Annotated in this window: 14 protein-coding genes; 10 read left to right on the forward strand and 4 right to left on the reverse strand. The window is 59.6% G+C overall.

Translation table 11 applies throughout. The features are described 5' to 3' along the window. Positions 1 to 84: 84 nt before the first annotated feature. From hydA to ACI3K0_RS03710, 9 genes are all read left to right on the forward strand, one after another. Positions 85 to 1,539, forward strand: coding sequence for a dihydropyrimidinase (gene hydA, locus ACI3K0_RS03670; RefSeq protein ID WP_183821216.1), 1,455 nt, complete (start codon positions 85 to 87; stop codon positions 1,537 to 1,539). A gap of 7 nt (positions 1,540 to 1,546) precedes the next feature. Then, complete coding sequence (locus ACI3K0_RS03675) at positions 1,547 to 2,338, forward strand: ABC transporter ATP-binding protein (protein ID WP_183821215.1); 792 nt, start codon at positions 1,547 to 1,549, stop codon at positions 2,336 to 2,338. Between the two features lie 255 nt (positions 2,339 to 2,593). Next, positions 2,594 to 2,929: a hypothetical protein gene (locus ACI3K0_RS03680; protein ID WP_183821214.1), complete on the forward strand. Its 336-nt coding sequence runs from the start codon at positions 2,594 to 2,596 to the stop codon at positions 2,927 to 2,929. Continuing rightward, positions 2,929 to 3,828 carry an ABC transporter permease gene (locus ACI3K0_RS03685; protein ID WP_183821213.1) on the forward strand — a complete coding sequence of 300 codons (900 nt, stop codon included), beginning with the start codon at positions 2,929 to 2,931 and terminating at the stop codon, positions 3,826 to 3,828. The genes ACI3K0_RS03680 and ACI3K0_RS03685 overlap by 1 nt, the downstream gene beginning before the upstream one ends. Next, positions 3,825 to 4,952 (forward strand): ABC transporter permease, encoded by a 1,128-nt coding sequence (locus tag ACI3K0_RS03690; protein ID WP_404944924.1) that lies wholly within the window; start codon positions 3,825 to 3,827, stop codon positions 4,950 to 4,952. The genes ACI3K0_RS03685 and ACI3K0_RS03690 overlap by 4 nt, the downstream gene beginning before the upstream one ends. A 56-nt stretch (positions 4,953 to 5,008) precedes the next feature. Continuing rightward, entirely contained in the window at positions 5,009 to 5,986 is a 978-nt protein-coding gene (locus tag ACI3K0_RS03695; RefSeq protein WP_148145788.1) for an ABC transporter substrate-binding protein, read from the forward strand. Between the two features lie 300 nt (positions 5,987 to 6,286). Then, the gene (locus tag ACI3K0_RS03700; protein WP_183821212.1) at positions 6,287 to 7,498 is read left to right on the forward strand and encodes an efflux RND transporter periplasmic adaptor subunit; all 1,212 of its coding nucleotides are present in this window, start codon (positions 6,287 to 6,289) and stop codon (positions 7,496 to 7,498) included. Further along, positions 7,495 to 10,833 carry an efflux RND transporter permease subunit gene (locus tag ACI3K0_RS03705; RefSeq protein ID WP_404944925.1) on the forward strand — a complete coding sequence of 1,113 codons (3,339 nt, stop codon included), beginning with the start codon at positions 7,495 to 7,497 and terminating at the stop codon, positions 10,831 to 10,833. Before ACI3K0_RS03700 ends, ACI3K0_RS03705 begins: the two co-directional genes overlap by 4 nt. A 152-nt stretch (positions 10,834 to 10,985) precedes the next feature. After that, on the forward strand, positions 10,986 to 11,669 hold the full coding sequence (locus ACI3K0_RS03710) for a Crp/Fnr family transcriptional regulator (protein WP_183821210.1): 684 nt from the start codon (positions 10,986 to 10,988) through the stop codon (positions 11,667 to 11,669). A gap of 178 nt (positions 11,670 to 11,847) precedes the next feature. On the opposite strand, the gene ureG is transcribed toward ACI3K0_RS03710, so the two are convergent. Continuing rightward, complete coding sequence (gene ureG, locus ACI3K0_RS03715) at positions 11,848 to 12,459, reverse strand: urease accessory protein UreG (RefSeq protein ID WP_148145792.1); 612 nt, start codon at positions 12,457 to 12,459, stop codon at positions 11,848 to 11,850. A 289-nt stretch (positions 12,460 to 12,748) separates the two neighbouring features. On the opposite strand from ureG, the gene ACI3K0_RS03720 reads away from it, so the two are divergent. Further along, a complete protein-coding gene (locus ACI3K0_RS03720) occupies positions 12,749 to 12,940 on the forward strand; it encodes a hypothetical protein (RefSeq protein ID WP_183821209.1) in 192 nt (63 codons plus the stop codon). A 35-nt stretch (positions 12,941 to 12,975) separates the two neighbouring features. Here ACI3K0_RS03720 and ACI3K0_RS03725 read toward each other — a convergent pair whose 3' ends face one another. From ACI3K0_RS03725 to ACI3K0_RS03735, 3 genes are all read right to left on the reverse strand, one after another. Next, entirely contained in the window at positions 12,976 to 13,608 is a 633-nt protein-coding gene (locus tag ACI3K0_RS03725; protein ID WP_183822302.1) for an urease accessory protein UreF, read from the reverse strand. Between the two features lie 93 nt (positions 13,609 to 13,701). Next, entirely contained in the window at positions 13,702 to 14,220 is a 519-nt protein-coding gene (gene ureE / locus ACI3K0_RS03730; protein WP_183821208.1) for an urease accessory protein UreE, read from the reverse strand. Positions 14,221 to 14,405: 185 nt separating this feature from the next. After that, positions 14,406 to 14,948, reverse strand: a complete 543-nt coding sequence (locus ACI3K0_RS03735; protein ID WP_183821207.1) for a peroxiredoxin — start codon at positions 14,946 to 14,948, stop codon at positions 14,406 to 14,408. Between the last annotated feature and the right edge of the window lie 109 nt (positions 14,949 to 15,057).

Genomic DNA, 15,057 nt, shown 5'->3' on the forward strand with positions numbered 1-15,057 from the left:
AAAACGATCACCACCCGAGATGTTCAGTCCCTGAGGTCCTCGATCTCGGGCGATTGACTGCGGCACACGATAAGGGGAACAACCATGGCCACAGTAGTCAAGAACGGAACCATCGTTACCGCCGACCTGACCTACAAGGCGGATTTGAAGATAGACGGCGGAAAGATCGTCGAGATCGGCCCGGACCTTGCGGGCGACGAAACGCTCGACGCCACCGGCTGCTATGTCATGCCGGGCGGCATCGATCCGCATGTTCACCTCGAAATGCCCTTCATGGGCACCTATTCCGCCGACGATTTCGATAGCGGCACCCGCGCAGCCCTTGCCGGCGGCACGACCATGGTGGTCGATTTCTGTCTTCCCGATCCCGGCCAGTCCATGCTGGATGCCCTGAAGCGCTGGGACAACAAGGCGACCCGCGCGCACTGCGACTATTCCTTCCATATGGCAGTCACCTGGTGGAGCGAGCAGGTCTTCAACGAGATGCAGACCGTCGTTCAGGAAAAAGGCATCAACACCTTCAAGCACTTCATGGCCTACAAGGGCTCGCTGATGGTCAACGATGACGAGATGTTCGCCTCGTTCTCGCGCTGCGCCGAGCTTGGCGCGCTGCCCCTCGTCCATGCCGAAAACGGCGATGTCGTTGCCGCCATGCAGCAGAAATTGATGGACGAAGGCAATAACGGCCCGGAAGCCCACGCCTATTCACGCCCCGCTTCCGTCGAGGGCGAAGCCACAAACCGCGCCATCATCATCGCCGACATGGCAGGCGTGCCGCTCTATGTCGTCCATACCTCCTGCGAACAGGCGCATGAGGCGATCCGTCGGGCGCGCCAGAATGGCATGCGGGTCTATGGCGAACCGCTGATCCAGCACCTGACGCTCGATGAAAGCGAATATTTCGACAAGGATTGGGATCACTCTGCCCGCCGCGTCATGTCGCCTCCCTTCCGCAACAAGCAGCATCAGGACTCACTCTGGGCCGGCCTCGCCTCCGGTTCGCTGCAATGTGTCGCGACCGACCATTGCGCCTTCACCACCGACCAGAAACGCTATGGCGTCGGCGATTTCAGAAAGATCCCGAACGGCACAGGCGGTCTGGAAGATCGCCTGCCGATGCTTTGGACCTACGGCGTCGCCACCGGCCGCATCACCATGAACGAATTCGTCGCCGTCACCTCGACCAATATCGCGAAAATCCTCAATCTCTACCCGAGAAAGGGCGCGATCCTCGTCGGTGCCGATGCCGATCTTGTCGTACTCGATCCGAAAAAGTCGAAGACGATCTCGGCCAAAACCCAGCAGTCGGCGATCGATTACAACGTCTTCGAGGGCAAGCAAGTCACCGGCCTGCCGCGCTACACGCTGTCGCGCGGTGTCGTCGTCGTCGAGGAGGGTACGATCAGGAGCCGCGAAGGCCACGGCCAGTTCGTCGCCCGCGAGCCCTATCCGGCGGTCAGCAAGGCGCTCTCCACCTGGAAGGACCTAACCGCACCGCGCAAGGTCGAACGAACGGGGATCCCGGCAAGCGGGGTGTGATCGTGACATGGCTGAGAACAATTTCTCCGTCGTTTCCGCGAAAAAACTCGGCCTGACTTTCGAGACGAGCGACGGGCCGGTCCATGCTCTGTCCGATGTCGATCTGGAGGTGAAGCGGGGCGATTTCGTCTCCTTCATCGGCCCGTCCGGCTGCGGCAAGACGACATTCCTGCGCGTCATCGCCGATCTCGAAAGCGCCACTTCGGGCGAAATCACCGTCAACGGCATGACGCCGGAAAACGCCCGAAAGTCGCGGTCCTATGGCTATGTCTTCCAGGCACCGGCGCTTTATCCCTGGCGCACGATCGAAAAGAATATCGCGCTGCCGCTGGAGATCATGAATTACTCGGCAGCGCAGCGGAAGGAACGCATTGACCGCACCCTCGATCTCGTCAATCTTGCAGGCTTCGGCAAAAAATACCCGTGGCAGCTCTCCGGCGGCATGCAGCAACGCGCCTCGATCGCGAGAGCTCTGGCCTTCGACGCCGATCTCCTGCTGATGGACGAACCTTTTGGCGCACTGGACGAAATCGTTCGCGACCATTTGAACGAACAGCTTCTGAAACTCTGGGCACGCACGGAAAAGACGATCTGCTTCGTCACCCACTCGATCCCCGAAGCCGTCTACCTGTCGACCAAGATCGTCGTCATGTCCCCCCGCCCAGGCCGGGTAACGGATGTCATCACCTCGACACTGCCAAAAGACCGCCCGCTGGAAATCCGCGAGACACCGGAGTTTCTCGCGATTGCCCATAGGGTCCGGGAAGGTTTGAGAGCGGGGCATAGTTATGAGGAGTGATCTTTCCCGCACGTCAGCGAGAGATACCCCCCTCTGCCCTGCCGGGCATCTTCGCCACAAGGGGGGAGATCACAAGCGGCGGGCTCACTGCCCCAAAACGACACCGCGCGGTATTCAAAGGATTCCGATGGAGTGGCGAGTGAAAGCCCAGCCGATCTCCCCCCTTGTGGGGGAGATGCCCGGCAGGGCAGAGGGGGGTAAGGTTCGGGGCAAGAACACAATCGGCAGCATAATATATCTGACGGGAGCAGCCCCATGACCCCTACCTTCCTCCTCTGGCTCAGCGGCGCCATGGCAACCTTCCTCGCGGCCGCCACCGCCTCTCGCGCCTACATCACCTCCAGCAACATGCTCCTTCTGCTCCTGTCGCTTTCGCTCTACTGTGTCGGCAACCTGATGATGGTGAAGCTGATGCGTGAAGGCGGACTGGGGCTGGCGATCTCTGCATCGGCGATTGCCCAGCTGCTGCTGATCAATGTCATCGCTTTCGCCATTTTCGGTGAACGCCTGACCGCCACCCAGCTTGCGGGCGTTGGCCTCGGCGTCGTCGCCATGGTGCTGATGCTGTTTCCGGTCGGAGCGAAAAGCTGATGGGACGGGAACACCTCATCCAGCACCGGATCATGCCCGTCACGGTGATCGTGCTTGTCATCATTGCCATCTGGTATGTCGGCGCCTATTTCATGAACGCGCCATTCCAGCGCGATCTCGACCGCCGCGCCAACGTCACCTCGACGGCGATCGAATTCCTCGAAAAGACGATGTCGCAACCGAAGCCGACCTTGCCGGCTCCGCATCAGGTCGCCTCGAACGTCTTCGAAAACACGTTTCTCAGAAAGGTCACCTCCAACCGCAGCCTCGTCTACCACGCCTGGGTCACGCTATCGTCCACCGCCGTTGGCTTCACGCTAGGCACGCTTCTCGGCATCCTGATTGCCGTCGGCATCGTCCATGTAAAGGCGCTGGATCGCAGCCTGATGCCCTGGATCATCGCCTCGCAAATGGTACCGATCCTCGCCATCGCCCCGATGGTCATCGTCGTGCTCGGCGCGGTCAACATCACAGGCCTTCTGCCCAAGGCGCTGATCTCGACCTATCTTTCCTTCTTCCCCGTCGCGGTCGGCATGGTGAAGGGCCTGCGCTCGCCGGAACTCATTCAGCTCGACCTGATGCGCACCTATAATGCCAGCGTCGCCCTGACGTTCTGGAAGCTTCGCGTCCCCGCCTCCGTGCCTTTCCTGTTCACCTCGATGAAAGTGGCGATCGCAGCCAGCCTCGTCGGCGCGATTGTCGGCGAACTGCCGACAGGGGCTGTGGCAGGCATCGGCTCCAAACTGCTCGCCGGCGCCTATTACAGCCAGACGATAGACATCTGGGCAGCCCTGATAGCAGGCTCGGTGCTTGCAGCCCTTCTGGTCGCCATCGTCGCACTGATCGGCAAGCTCGTTGAACGGGCGATGGGTGCAAAGCCGGAAAGGAGGCAGGCATGACGATCCTGAAACGCTCCTGGCAATCCTGGTTGGCACTCGCCCTTATCCTTGCGGCACTGGCAACCTTGCCCCTCCTCTCAGCCGAAGCACCGATTGCCTACAAGCCGATCCGGATGTTCTCCATCTTCGTCCTGACGATCGGCGCAACCGTCGTCTCCCTCCTTTCCCTGCCGCCCGTCTTCGTCGCAGTGACCCTCCTCGTCTGCGCTCATTTCTCTACCGGTCTGCTGATCTCACGCCTTGCCGGAAACGAGGGAATGGCCTCTACGGCCTTCTTCCTCATCCTCACGGCCAACTGGCTGCTGGCTTGGCGCTGCGTCAGCATCCTCTCCGAACTCCGGATTCGCTCCAGGGCGATAGACAGCCTCCTACGCCTCATCATCCCGGCAATCTTCGGCGCCTGGATCCTCATCCTCTGGGAAGCGGCAACCCGCGGGCTTGGCATCCCCTTCATCATCCTGCCACCGCCATCCGCCATCGGCGCCCGGTTTGCGTCGTCTATCCCGACGCTCTGGGCGGATGTGCAGCAGACCGTCTTCAAGGCCGTCATCTTCGGTTATCTTGTCGGCTGCGCATCCGGCTTTGCGGTAGCGATCCTTGCCGATCGCATCGCGTTTTTCCGCCGCGGCTTGTTGCCGATCGCCAATCTCATGTCGGCGCTGCCGATCATCGGTGTCGCGCCGATCATGGTCATGTGGTTCGGCTTCGACTGGCAGTCCAAGGCTGCCGTCGTCATCGTCATGACCTTTTTCCCCATGCTGGTGAACACCATCGCCGGCTTAAGTGCAGCAGGCTCGATGGAACGCGACCTGATGCGCTCCTACGCATCGGATTACTGGCAGACGCTGACAAAGCTCAGGCTTCCCGCTGCCATGCCCTTCATCTTCAACGCGCTCAAGATCAATTCGACGCTGGCGCTGATCGGCGCGATCGTTGCGGAATTCTTCGGCACGCCGATCGTCGGCATGGGCTTCCGTATCTCAACCGAAATCGGTCGCATGAATGTCGACATGGTCTGGGCCGAAATCACGGTTGCAGCGATTGTCGGATCGATCTTTTATGGTGTGGTCGCGCTGGGAGAGCGGGCACTGACATTCTGGCATCCGTCTAACCGTGGGGGTTAGGCGCAACGAACCGCTTGGCGTAACATCGCAAGGGCGGAAAAGAGAGGGTAGCAGCAATGAAAAAGATCATGAAGGCATTGATGGCCGGCGCAATCGGAACCACCGTGGCGCTTTCGGCGGCCCAAGCAATGGCCGCAGACAAACTGACGCTGCAGCTGAAATGGGTGGCTCAGGGCCAGTTCGGCGGATATTTCGTCGCCAAGGACAAGGGGTTCTACGAGGAAGAAGGCCTCGACGTCACGATCAAGCCGGGCGGCCCGGATATCGCACCGGAACAGGTGATTGCCGGCGGCGGCGCAGATGTCATCGTCGACTGGATGGGCGGCGCACTGGTCGCCCGTGAAAAGGGCGTACCGCTGATCAACATCGCCCAGCCGTTCCAGAAGTCCGGCCTCGAACTGATCTGCCCCAAGGACGGCCCGGTAAAGACCGAAGCCGACTTCAAAGGCAAGACGCTCGGCGTCTGGTTCTTCGGCAACGAATATCCGTTCTTCGCCTGGATGAACAAGCTGGGCTTGAAGACCGAAGGCGGCACGGATGGCGTGACCGTGCTGAAACAGAGCTTCGACGTGCAGCCGCTCGTCCAGAAACAGGCAAACTGTATCTCGGTCATGACCTATAACGAATATTGGCAGGCAATCGATGCCGGTTTCAAGGCGAACGACCTTGTCGTCTTCAACTACACGGCGCTCGGCAACGATCTCCTGGAAGACGGGCTTTATGTCCTCGATACCAAGCTGAAGGACGAAAAGTTCAAGGAGAACATGGTTAAGTTCGTCCGTGCCTCGATGAAGGGCTGGAAATACGCCATCGACAATCCGGATGAAGCCGCCGAGATCGTGATGGAAAATGGCGGCCAGGACGAAAACCACCAGAAACGGATGATGGGCGAAGTCGCCAAGCTGATCGGCGATGGCAAGCTCGACATGGCGACTTACGAACGCACGGTGAAGGCGCTGACCGACCAGAAGATCATCAGCAAGGCCCCGGAAGGGGCCTACACGGCCGATATCACTAGCGCAGCCCTGAAATAATGATGAAATCATGCTGAAATAATCCAGCAACAAAAGTCTCTGATACTTCTTCCTGCCCGGCTTCCTAGTCGGGCATTTTTTTGCCATCAGGACATGTCAACCCGTCACTGCCTGCATGGATTGATCGTCTGAGAATGAACACGTAAAGGTAGCTGCCGAAGCCGACGCCGACTTTTTTCGGTTGAACCAGAAAGAAGTGTCGGATGAAGCTTTGGTCCCGCGTCATACAGGGAGGAAGTATGACTCGAGGGATGCCGATGGTCGGCGCATGCCCGTTCCTCCAAACAGTGGATTTGCCGCATGCCGCATAGCTTGTCGAAATCGATCCCCGCCCTCGTTCTGCTGCTTTCCTCCGTCGCAGCCTCACCGCTTGCGGCACAGCAAACCGGCCAGCCTGCCGCCGCGGAAGCAAAGCTCCCGTCGATCATCGTGACCGAGGCCTTGAAGAAATCGCTGACAGACCGGATCATCGCAACCGGCACCATACGTCCCATAGACGAGATCTACGTGCAGCCGCTTGTCGAGGGCCTCTCGGTGAAGACGATCAATGTTGATGTCTCCGACGAGGTCGAAGCCAACGCGGTTCTGGCCACCCTGAACGACGATGCGTTGCTGCTCCAGAAGAGCCAGTATCAGGCAAACAAGGCCAAGGCCGAAGCATCGGTCGCGCAATACCAGGCTCAGGTGATCGAGGCCGAAGCAAACCTCGATGACGCAGTCAAACAACGCGACCGCACGAAAAAGCTCAACGAGAGCGGCACGAGCACGGTCTCTCAGCTTGAACAGGCGAATGCCCAGGTCGATGTCGCACGCGCCCGGCTGAATGCCGCCCGCCAGGCGGTGACGGTGGGAGAAGCCGATGTCCACGTCATTGACGCCCAGCTTGCCGATGTCGAACTGCAGCTCGCCCGCACCGGCGTAAAGGCGCCCGTTGCCGGTGTCATCTCGGCAAAGAATGCCAAGGTCGGCGCCATCGCGTCCGGCAACGGCGATCCGCTTTTCACCATCATCAAGGACGGCGCGATCGAGCTGGTTGCCGACATCTCCGAATCCGACATTCAGAAGGTCAAACTCGGTCAGAAGGCACTGGTGACCGTCGCCGGCGGCCAGCGGGAGATCGAGGGCCGTGTGCGGCTGGTCTCCCCGACTGTCGACCAGACAACCAGGCTCGGCCTCGTCCATATCGAGATCGACCCCGATAGCGGCGCGCGCGCCGGCATGTATGGGCGCGCGGCAATCGTCGTGAATCAGGCAGATACGCTCGCCCTTCCGCTCTCCGCCGTAACGACAGGCCGCGAAGGGTCCTTTGCCCGCAAGGTGGAAGGCGGCGTCGTCAAGCAGGTCAAGATCGAAATCGGCTTCCAGGACGGCGGCTTCATTCAGGTCTTGAACGGCCTGCAGCCCGGCGATGTCGTCGTCGCCAAGGCCGGCGCTTTCGTCCGAGACGGCGATCATATCGCACCGGTTCCGGAAAAGGCGGCAGCCACCAAGGGCACGGAGGCTTCGCAATGAACTTTTCCGCCTGGTCTATCCGCAACCCGATCGCTCCCCTGCTTGCCTTCGGCCTGCTGCTCTATGTCGGCCTGCAATCCTTCTTCGCCCTGCCGATCACCCGTTTCCCGAATATCGACGTTCCCGTCGTCTCTGTGACGGTGGTTCAGAGCGGCGCATCACCGGCTGAACTCGAAATGCAGGTGACGAAGGAGATCGAGGACGCAGTCGCCTCGATCAGCGGCATCGACGAGATCCAGTCGACCGTGACCGACGGCCAGTCGCTCACGACGATCGTCTTCCGCATCGAAAAGCCCACAGAAGAGGCGGTGCAGGACACCAAGGACCAGATCGACAAGATCCGCAGCGACCTGCCTGCCGGCATCGAGGAACCGATCGTCACCAAGGTCGATGTCGAAGGACAGGCGATCCAGACCTTCGCCGTCTCCTCGCCCAACATGACGCTGGAGGAGCTGTCCTGGTTCGTCGACGACACGATCACCCGCGACCTTCAGGGCAAGCCCGGTATCGGTCGTATCGACCGCTACGGCGGGGCGGACCGGGAAGTGCGCGTCGCCCTCAACCCGGCAAAGCTCGACGCCTACGGCATCACCGCGGCAGACGTGAATACGCAGATCAAGGGCACCAATGTCGATCTCGGCTCGGGCCGGGGTCAGGTCGCCGGCAACGAGCAGACGATCCGCACGCTCGGCGACGCTCGCAATGTCCAGCAACTTGCCGATACCAACATCGCGCTCTCGAACGGCCGCTTCGTAAAACTCTCAGAACTCGGGCGGGTGACCGATACCTATGAGGAGCAGAAATCCTTCTCGCGCTTCAACGGCACGCCGTCGGTCACCTTCGCCGTCTTCCGCGCCAAGGGTGCAAGCGAAGTCTCTGTGGCGGAAACCGTTGCCGAAGGCCTGGACGGCATCCGCAAGGCGCATCCCGATGTCACGATCGAGATGGTCGATGACTCGGTCTATTTCACCTATGGCAATTACGAGGCGGCGCTGCACACGCTGATGGAAGGTTCGATCCTCGCCGTCATCGTCGTCTTCCTTTTCCTGCGAAACTGGCGTGCGACCTTGATTGCGGCAGTCGCCCTCCCGCTGTCCGCCATTCCGACCTTCTGGATCATGCACATGATGGGGTTCTCGCTGAACCTCGTCTCGTTCCTCGCTTTGACATTGGCAACAGGTATCCTCGTCGACGACGCGATCGTCGAGATCGAGAACATTGCCCGCCATATCAAGATGGGCAAGACGCCCTATCGGGCGGCGCTTGAGGCGGCCGACGAAATCGGCCTTGCGGTGATCGCCACCAGCTTCACCATCATCGCCGTCTTCGTCCCCGTCTCCTTCATGCCCGGCATTCCGGGCCAATATTTCATCCAGTTCGGCCTGACCGTCGCCTTCTCGGTGTTCTTCTCACTCGCGGTGGCGCGCCTGATCACACCGCTGATGGCCGCCTATCTGATGCGCGCCGAAGACGGGCGCGAAGACGACCACCAAGACAACGACGGAAGGCTGATGAAGACCTATACCCGCGTCGTCACCGCCACGACCCGAAAATGGTACTGGCGTTACGCGACCATGGTCGCAGCTGTTGCATTCCTGGGCGGTTCGCTGTTCCTTCTGAGCAAGGTGCCGGGCAGCTTTCTGCCGCCGGATGACAGTTCCCGCGTGGTCCTGTCTCTCGAACTGCCGCCGAACGCGACGCTCGAAGAGACGGATGCGGTCTCCACCAGCGTCTACGATGCGGTGAAGGGTATCGACGGCGTCGAAAGCGTCTTCACGCTGGGCGGCGCCTCGCCGAAGGGCGATCTCGAACTGCGCCGGGCAACCGTCCGAATCATCCTGCAGAATATCGACCATTCGCTGGTGAAGACCTTGGTCAACAAAGGCCTTGGCTCTCTCCCGCTGATCGGCGACCTGTTGCCCAAACTGCCCGAACATGGCCGCACGCGCGCGCAATGGGATGTGGAGAAGGATATCTTCGCCGCCGTACGCTCGATCCCCGACGTACGTATCTCCAAGGTCAACGACCGGGCCGAACGCGAACTTTCGTTCAACTTCCTCTCTTCGAACGAGGAAGACCTGAACAATGCCGTGAGCCTGTTGGAATCCAGGCTACGAGCCTCGCCGATCCTGGTCAACGTCTCGTCGGAAGGCGCCCTGCCCCGTCCCGAACTGCAGATCCGTCCGCGCATGGCAGAAGCCTCCCGCCTCGGCATCACCCCGCAGCAGATCTCCGAAACCGTACGCGTCGCAACGATTGGCGATATCGACGCCAACCTCGCAAAAATCTCGCTCGACAGCCGCCAGATCCCGATCCGCGTGCAGACATCGCTCGACACGCGCCGCGACCTGCAGTCGATCCGCAATCTTAAGGTCAAGACATCGTCCGGCACGATGGTGCCGCTCTACAGCGTTGCCGATATCGACTATTCGGAAGGTCCAAGCTCAATCAAGCGTAACGACCGCAACCGCGTCGTGGCGATCGGCTCCGACGTTCCCTTCGGCACGGCGCTCGACACCTCAACCGCCGAGTTCAAGCGGATCGTCGACGAGACTGAGCTACCGCCGACGGTGCGTCTGGCGGAAAGCGGTGACGCCAAGGTCCAGGCCGAAATGACGCAAAGCTTCGGCAATGCGATGCTGATGGGCCTGATGCTTGTTCTCGTCGTCCTGATCCTGTTGTTCAAGGATGTCATCCAGCCTTTCACCATCCTATTCTCCCTGCCGCTCGCCATCGGCGGCGTGGCAGTGGCGCTGATCGCGACACAGAATGCGCTCTCCATGCCCGTCCTCATCGGCATCCTGATGCTGATGGGCATCGTCACGAAGAACGCCATCCTGCTCGTCGATTTTGCGATCGAGATGAAGCGGCACGGGTTGGAGCGCGTCCACGCCATGGTCGAGGCCGGCCGCAAGCGCGCAAGGCCGATCATCATGACCTCGATCGCCATGTCGGCCGGCATGCTGCCATCCGCCATGGGGGTCGGCGAAGGCGGCTCCTTCCGTGCGCCCATGGCGATCGCCGTCATCGGCGGCATCATCGTCTCGACGGTGCTCTCGCTTCTCGTCGTTCCCTCCTTCTTCCTCATCATGGACGATCTGTCGCGCCTGCTCGGCAAGCTCTTCGGCCGCTTCGTCGGAAAGAAGGAAGAAGAGGATTTGATGTCATCGGAAGAAGTCGCCCACCATACCCGACAAAATCGTCGCAGTCTTTCGGAGTTGGAAGAACGGCTAAACCGCTTGGAAAACAATGAGAAAACAACGGCTTCCGGCTCCCACCCCGGAGCACAGGCAGGCCAGCGTGTGCTTCGGTTGCCACCTATGGCAGCCGAATGACGCCTGATGGAGGCAATCTCCCCGGTCCGATTGTCAGACAAGGCTCCGAATTGCGTGATTGATTGATCAGTATCAAATCCCTCTTTGCCTCACACGCTATCCTGCTTCTCAAGGATTTGGCAGTGTTCGCAAAAAAGGGAAGAGATAGCGAGATGAACAGCAGTCTGAAACTCAGCAATCGAGACCGGGCAGTGCTCATGAAGGCACCGTTTCTGGCAGGGCTGGGCAACAGTGCCCTTGTCCGGCTGATGTCCATGATGACGATCAGCACGCTTCCGGCCCGCAAATTCGTGATGCGCGAAGGCGAAACAGCCGACGCCTTCTATTGCGTTCTCAACGGTTATGTCCGGCTTTTCCGGCTGAGCCGTGAAGGTCGCGAAGCCGACATCATGGTCTGCGCCCCGGGCGACACATTTGCAGAGCATCTTCTGTTCAGCGACAACGTTTATCTTTGCAACGCCCAGACGGCCGAGCCGGCAACGCTCGCCCGCTTCGACATGCAGGCCGTGCGTGACCTTGCCCAGCAGGATCCAGAAATCGCCAAGGCACTGATTGCCGCCATATCCCGGCATCTCGTCGGTACGATGGATTGCATCGCCAACGACCGTCTTTTCACCGCACCGCAGCGGGTCGCCAACTACATCCTCAGCCGCTGCCCGGTTGACGGAGGCTCCGCCTCGATCCGCCTGCCATTCCAGAAGAGCCTGCTTGCCGGCATGCTCGGCCTTGCGCCGGAAGCGCTCTCTCGCGCCTTTTCCAGCCTGCGCCGCGTCGGCGTGACAGTCAGGGGACGCATCATCCAGGTCGGAGACGTTCAGGCGCTCAGAAATATCTGAAGCATAAAACATTGAGCAGTTTCGCGTTTCGAAGAAAGGCGGAATTGCTACAGGCTCGAAGGCGCGCGAGACGACGCAGCCTTCGCAGCGGCCTGTTGCCACAGGGGTGTCCGGCGACAGGCGAGGCCGGCGGGTCATTAGACCGCCGGCCTTTTTCTTTTCCGGTTATAGGCCGGCTTTAAAGTCCGCCCTGGACCTTCAGGAATTCCACGATATGGCCGACCCCCTCGCCGCGTTTCAGGTCGGTGAAGACATGAGGCTTCATTTCCCGCATGCGGCTGGCATCCCGGTCCATCACATCCATGTCGACGCCGACATAAGGCGCCAGATCCTTCTTGTTGATCACCAGCAGATCAGATCGGGTAATGCCAGGGCCGCCTTTGCGCGGTATTTCCTCACCCTGACAAGTGGAGATGACATAGATCGTGATGTCCGCCAGATCCGGAGAGAAGGTAGCTGCGAGATTGTCTCCGCCAGACTCGATGAACACGACATCCAAATCCGGAAAACGTTCGTTGAGACCCGCAATCGCCTGGAGATTGATCGTCGCATCTTCGCGGATCGCCGTGTGCGGACAACCACCTGTCTCGACGCCCACGATACGATCCGAGGAAAGCGCCTGCATCCGCACCAGCGCATCTGCATCCTCTTTGGTGTAAATATCGTTGGTAACGACCGCGACGGAGAATTCGTCCCGCATCGCCTTACAGAGTTTTTCCGTCAAATGCGTCTTGCCGGATCCAACCGGCCCACCGATGCCGACACGAAGGGGACCGTTTGCCGATTTCATGAAATGTCCTTTCGGTATGATGAGATCACAATAATGCCGCGGGAAATCAGCGCAATCGGAAAGTGGATGCCCCACCTGCGGCTTCATCAGTCGGCAGCCACGAGCGGCCGGGTATCACAAAAGTAAACATTCAACGCAGATTTGTGAATTAAGTATATCCCTAGATACCTGTAGAAAACTCATTACACAAATTGTGGTAGCGAGATAAGACCGTCATAATACGTATTGTAGTTGCAATTTAATATCGCATGCTGAGACCTTACCTGAACTGGGAAACGGGGAAATCAGAATGGATTATCAAACGACTGCATCCACATCTGAAGTATTGGAAAAACAACACGACTGCCACAAGGCGGCAGAGGCTGCTCTTTCCAGCATGTTGAAAATGCTGGAATCCTACGGCTTTGACAGAACCGAGGTTGTCCTGTCGCTGGCAGACGCGATTGACGACCAGATCCTTCTCATCGCACAGGACGCCTGAACTAAACTGCCCAACGACAATGCAATTCCGGCATTTCAGGATCGAAAAAGCCGGGAATGCTGCGTTTCGTGACGAAGAGACGCTATTTCGGCCTGTACGGCCGCGCCACCCAAGTCTTCGAGGCCGGTTGAAGCCGCTCTGAGCGAAAGATCTTCTATCCGGGCTTCGAGCCTCGCAATGATCGCAACCCCTTCCGCCTGACCGGCAACGCTCAGCCGGATTCCGGCCGAAACGGCCTGCGATACGGCTGCGTGAAGGAATGCGGCAAGCGCCGGCGCAGAAGGCAAGCCATGACCCGCAGCCACTGCTCCGACAGCCACGGGAAATGGCACATTGGCCGGAAGCCGTTCGAAGACCGGATGCGGCCATGCCGAAGCTGCAGCAATGAAAGCCTTTCCAAGTGACAGCGTCTCGTTGAAGCGCTCGGCCGAACCCGCCAGCGCCAGTCCGAGAGCCGCTACCTCTGCAAGCGGGCCTTGTTTATCGGCCTGGCGCCATGCTTCGCAGAACAGCACGGCATCGTTCCACAGCGAACCATGCTGAAGCACGGTCGACAGCCAGTCCTCAAGACCCTGGGCATTTCTGACCAGCCCATCTTCGACAGCACGCTCCAGCCCGCCGGACCAGGCGAAGCCGCCAATCGGAAAGGCCGGCGAAAGCCAGGCCATCAGCCGCAGCAAGGCCCTCGTGTCCACTGCTCCGCCAATCGTCCCCTCTGTCGCCGGGTCGCCCGGCCGCGGATGCTCTGTCACGATATGCGATCAGTCATGATGATGATGGTCGTGACCATGGGAATGGTCGTGGTCGTGGGAATGCCCATGATCATCCGAATGGCTGCCATGGGAACCATGCGCGTGATAGGCGCCGCGAGCCGGCTGGAACGGTTCCTCGACATCGCTGACGCTGGCGCCCAGCCCCTGCAGCATGGAGCGGATCACATGATCGCGCAGGATCAGGATACGGCCTTCCTCGATCTGGGCGGAAAGATGCCGATTACCGAGATGCCATGCGAGTTCGATCAGATGCAGTGTGTCGCGCGCCTTGACCTCGAAAAGCTTTTCCGGTGCCGCCTGTACTTCCACCGTGTCACCGTTGTCGAGCACCAGACGGTCGCCGTTATGGAAAAGAACGGCTTCCTTGAGATCGAGCATCACCATATCGCCATTCGAAAGATGCAGCAGCTTGCGGCGCAGGTGACGCAGATCGTGCGGCAGGCTGACGGTGTCAATCGGCGGGTCGGAAATTTCGCCGGCAGGGCGATAGGAATGGATGTGCTGCATGATGGATAACCCGTTGAAATGCAAACTCTTGACGCATGTCTACCGAAAGTGGTCACCGGTGTTGGGAGACATGTGCAAAAGACATCATTGCCAAAGCCGGCCTGCCGCACAAGGCTTAGTTGCGGCTGGACAACAAAAAGCCCGGCGCGAGACCGGGCTTCCTATTGGCAGAAGTCTTTCGCCGCTTATTCGGCAGCGATCTTCAGGGCCTTGAGGTTCTCAAGAATGTTCTGCGGCGAGGACGCACCATAGGGATCGCTCTCGCAATTATCGGAATAGCCTTCTTCTTCGAACCACTGTTCGACGACGCCGTCGTTGACGATCGCGCCATAACGCCACGAGCGCATGCCGAAGCCAAGATTATCCTTGGCAACCAGCATGCCCATCTTGCGGGTGAATTCGCCCGAACCGTCCGGAATGACGGTGACGTTTTCAAGATTCTGGCTCTTGGCCCATGCATTCATGACGAAAGCATCGTTGACCGACATGCAGTAGATCGCGTCGATGCCTTCAGCCTGGAAATCGGAAAACAGCTTTTCGAAATCGGGAAGCTGGTAGGTCGAGCAGGTCGGCGTGAACGCGCCCGGCAGCGAGAAGAGCACGACGCGCTTTCCGGCGAAATAATCGTCCGAGGTAACGTCCTGCCAACGGAAGGGGTTCGGGCCGCCAACGGCCTCGTCGCGTACGCGGGTGCGGAAAGTGACTTGCGGAACCTTTTTGCCCAGCATCAATGCCTCCATGAGAATGAATATTCGCCCCGGTAAGAGGCAGATGCACTCCCTTAACCGCATTTCTCTTGCGATGCAGCAAAGTCAGGCGAAAATTGACGCAACGCAA

The organism is Rhizobium sp. ZW T2_16 (genome assembly GCF_044987325.1).
In the GTDB taxonomy this organism is placed as follows: domain Bacteria; phylum Pseudomonadota; class Alphaproteobacteria; order Rhizobiales; family Rhizobiaceae; genus Neorhizobium; species Neorhizobium cellulosilyticum.

Bases quoted from the DNA above. Each gene is read 5' to 3' on its own strand.
- hydA (WP_183821216.1), top strand. From the start codon at position 85: ATGGCCACAGTAGTCAAGAACGGAACCATCGTTACCGCCGACCTGACC.
- ACI3K0_RS03675 (WP_183821215.1), top strand. From the start codon at position 1,547: ATGGCTGAGAACAATTTCTCCGTCGTTTCCGCGAAAAAACTCGGCCTG.
- ACI3K0_RS03680 (WP_183821214.1), top strand. From the start codon at position 2,594: ATGACCCCTACCTTCCTCCTCTGGCTCAGCGGCGCCATGGCAACCTTC.
- ACI3K0_RS03685 (WP_183821213.1), top strand. From the start codon at position 2,929: ATGGGACGGGAACACCTCATCCAGCACCGGATCATGCCCGTCACGGTG.
- ACI3K0_RS03690 (WP_404944924.1), top strand. From the start codon at position 3,825: ATGACGATCCTGAAACGCTCCTGGCAATCCTGGTTGGCACTCGCCCTT.
- ACI3K0_RS03695 (WP_148145788.1), top strand. From the start codon at position 5,009: ATGAAAAAGATCATGAAGGCATTGATGGCCGGCGCAATCGGAACCACC.
- ACI3K0_RS03700 (WP_183821212.1), top strand. From the start codon at position 6,287: ATGCCGCATAGCTTGTCGAAATCGATCCCCGCCCTCGTTCTGCTGCTT.
- ACI3K0_RS03705 (WP_404944925.1), top strand. From the start codon at position 7,495: ATGAACTTTTCCGCCTGGTCTATCCGCAACCCGATCGCTCCCCTGCTT.
- ACI3K0_RS03710 (WP_183821210.1), top strand. From the start codon at position 10,986: ATGAACAGCAGTCTGAAACTCAGCAATCGAGACCGGGCAGTGCTCATG.
- ureG (WP_148145792.1), bottom strand. From the start codon at position 12,459: ATGAAATCGGCAAACGGTCCCCTTCGTGTCGGCATCGGTGGGCCGGTT.
- ACI3K0_RS03720 (WP_183821209.1), top strand. From the start codon at position 12,749: ATGGATTATCAAACGACTGCATCCACATCTGAAGTATTGGAAAAACAA.
- ACI3K0_RS03725 (WP_183822302.1), bottom strand. From the start codon at position 13,608: ATGGCCTGGCTTTCGCCGGCCTTTCCGATTGGCGGCTTCGCCTGGTCC.
- ureE (WP_183821208.1), bottom strand. From the start codon at position 14,220: ATGCAGCACATCCATTCCTATCGCCCTGCCGGCGAAATTTCCGACCCG.
- ACI3K0_RS03735 (WP_183821207.1), bottom strand. From the start codon at position 14,948: ATGCTGGGCAAAAAGGTTCCGCAAGTCACTTTCCGCACCCGCGTACGC.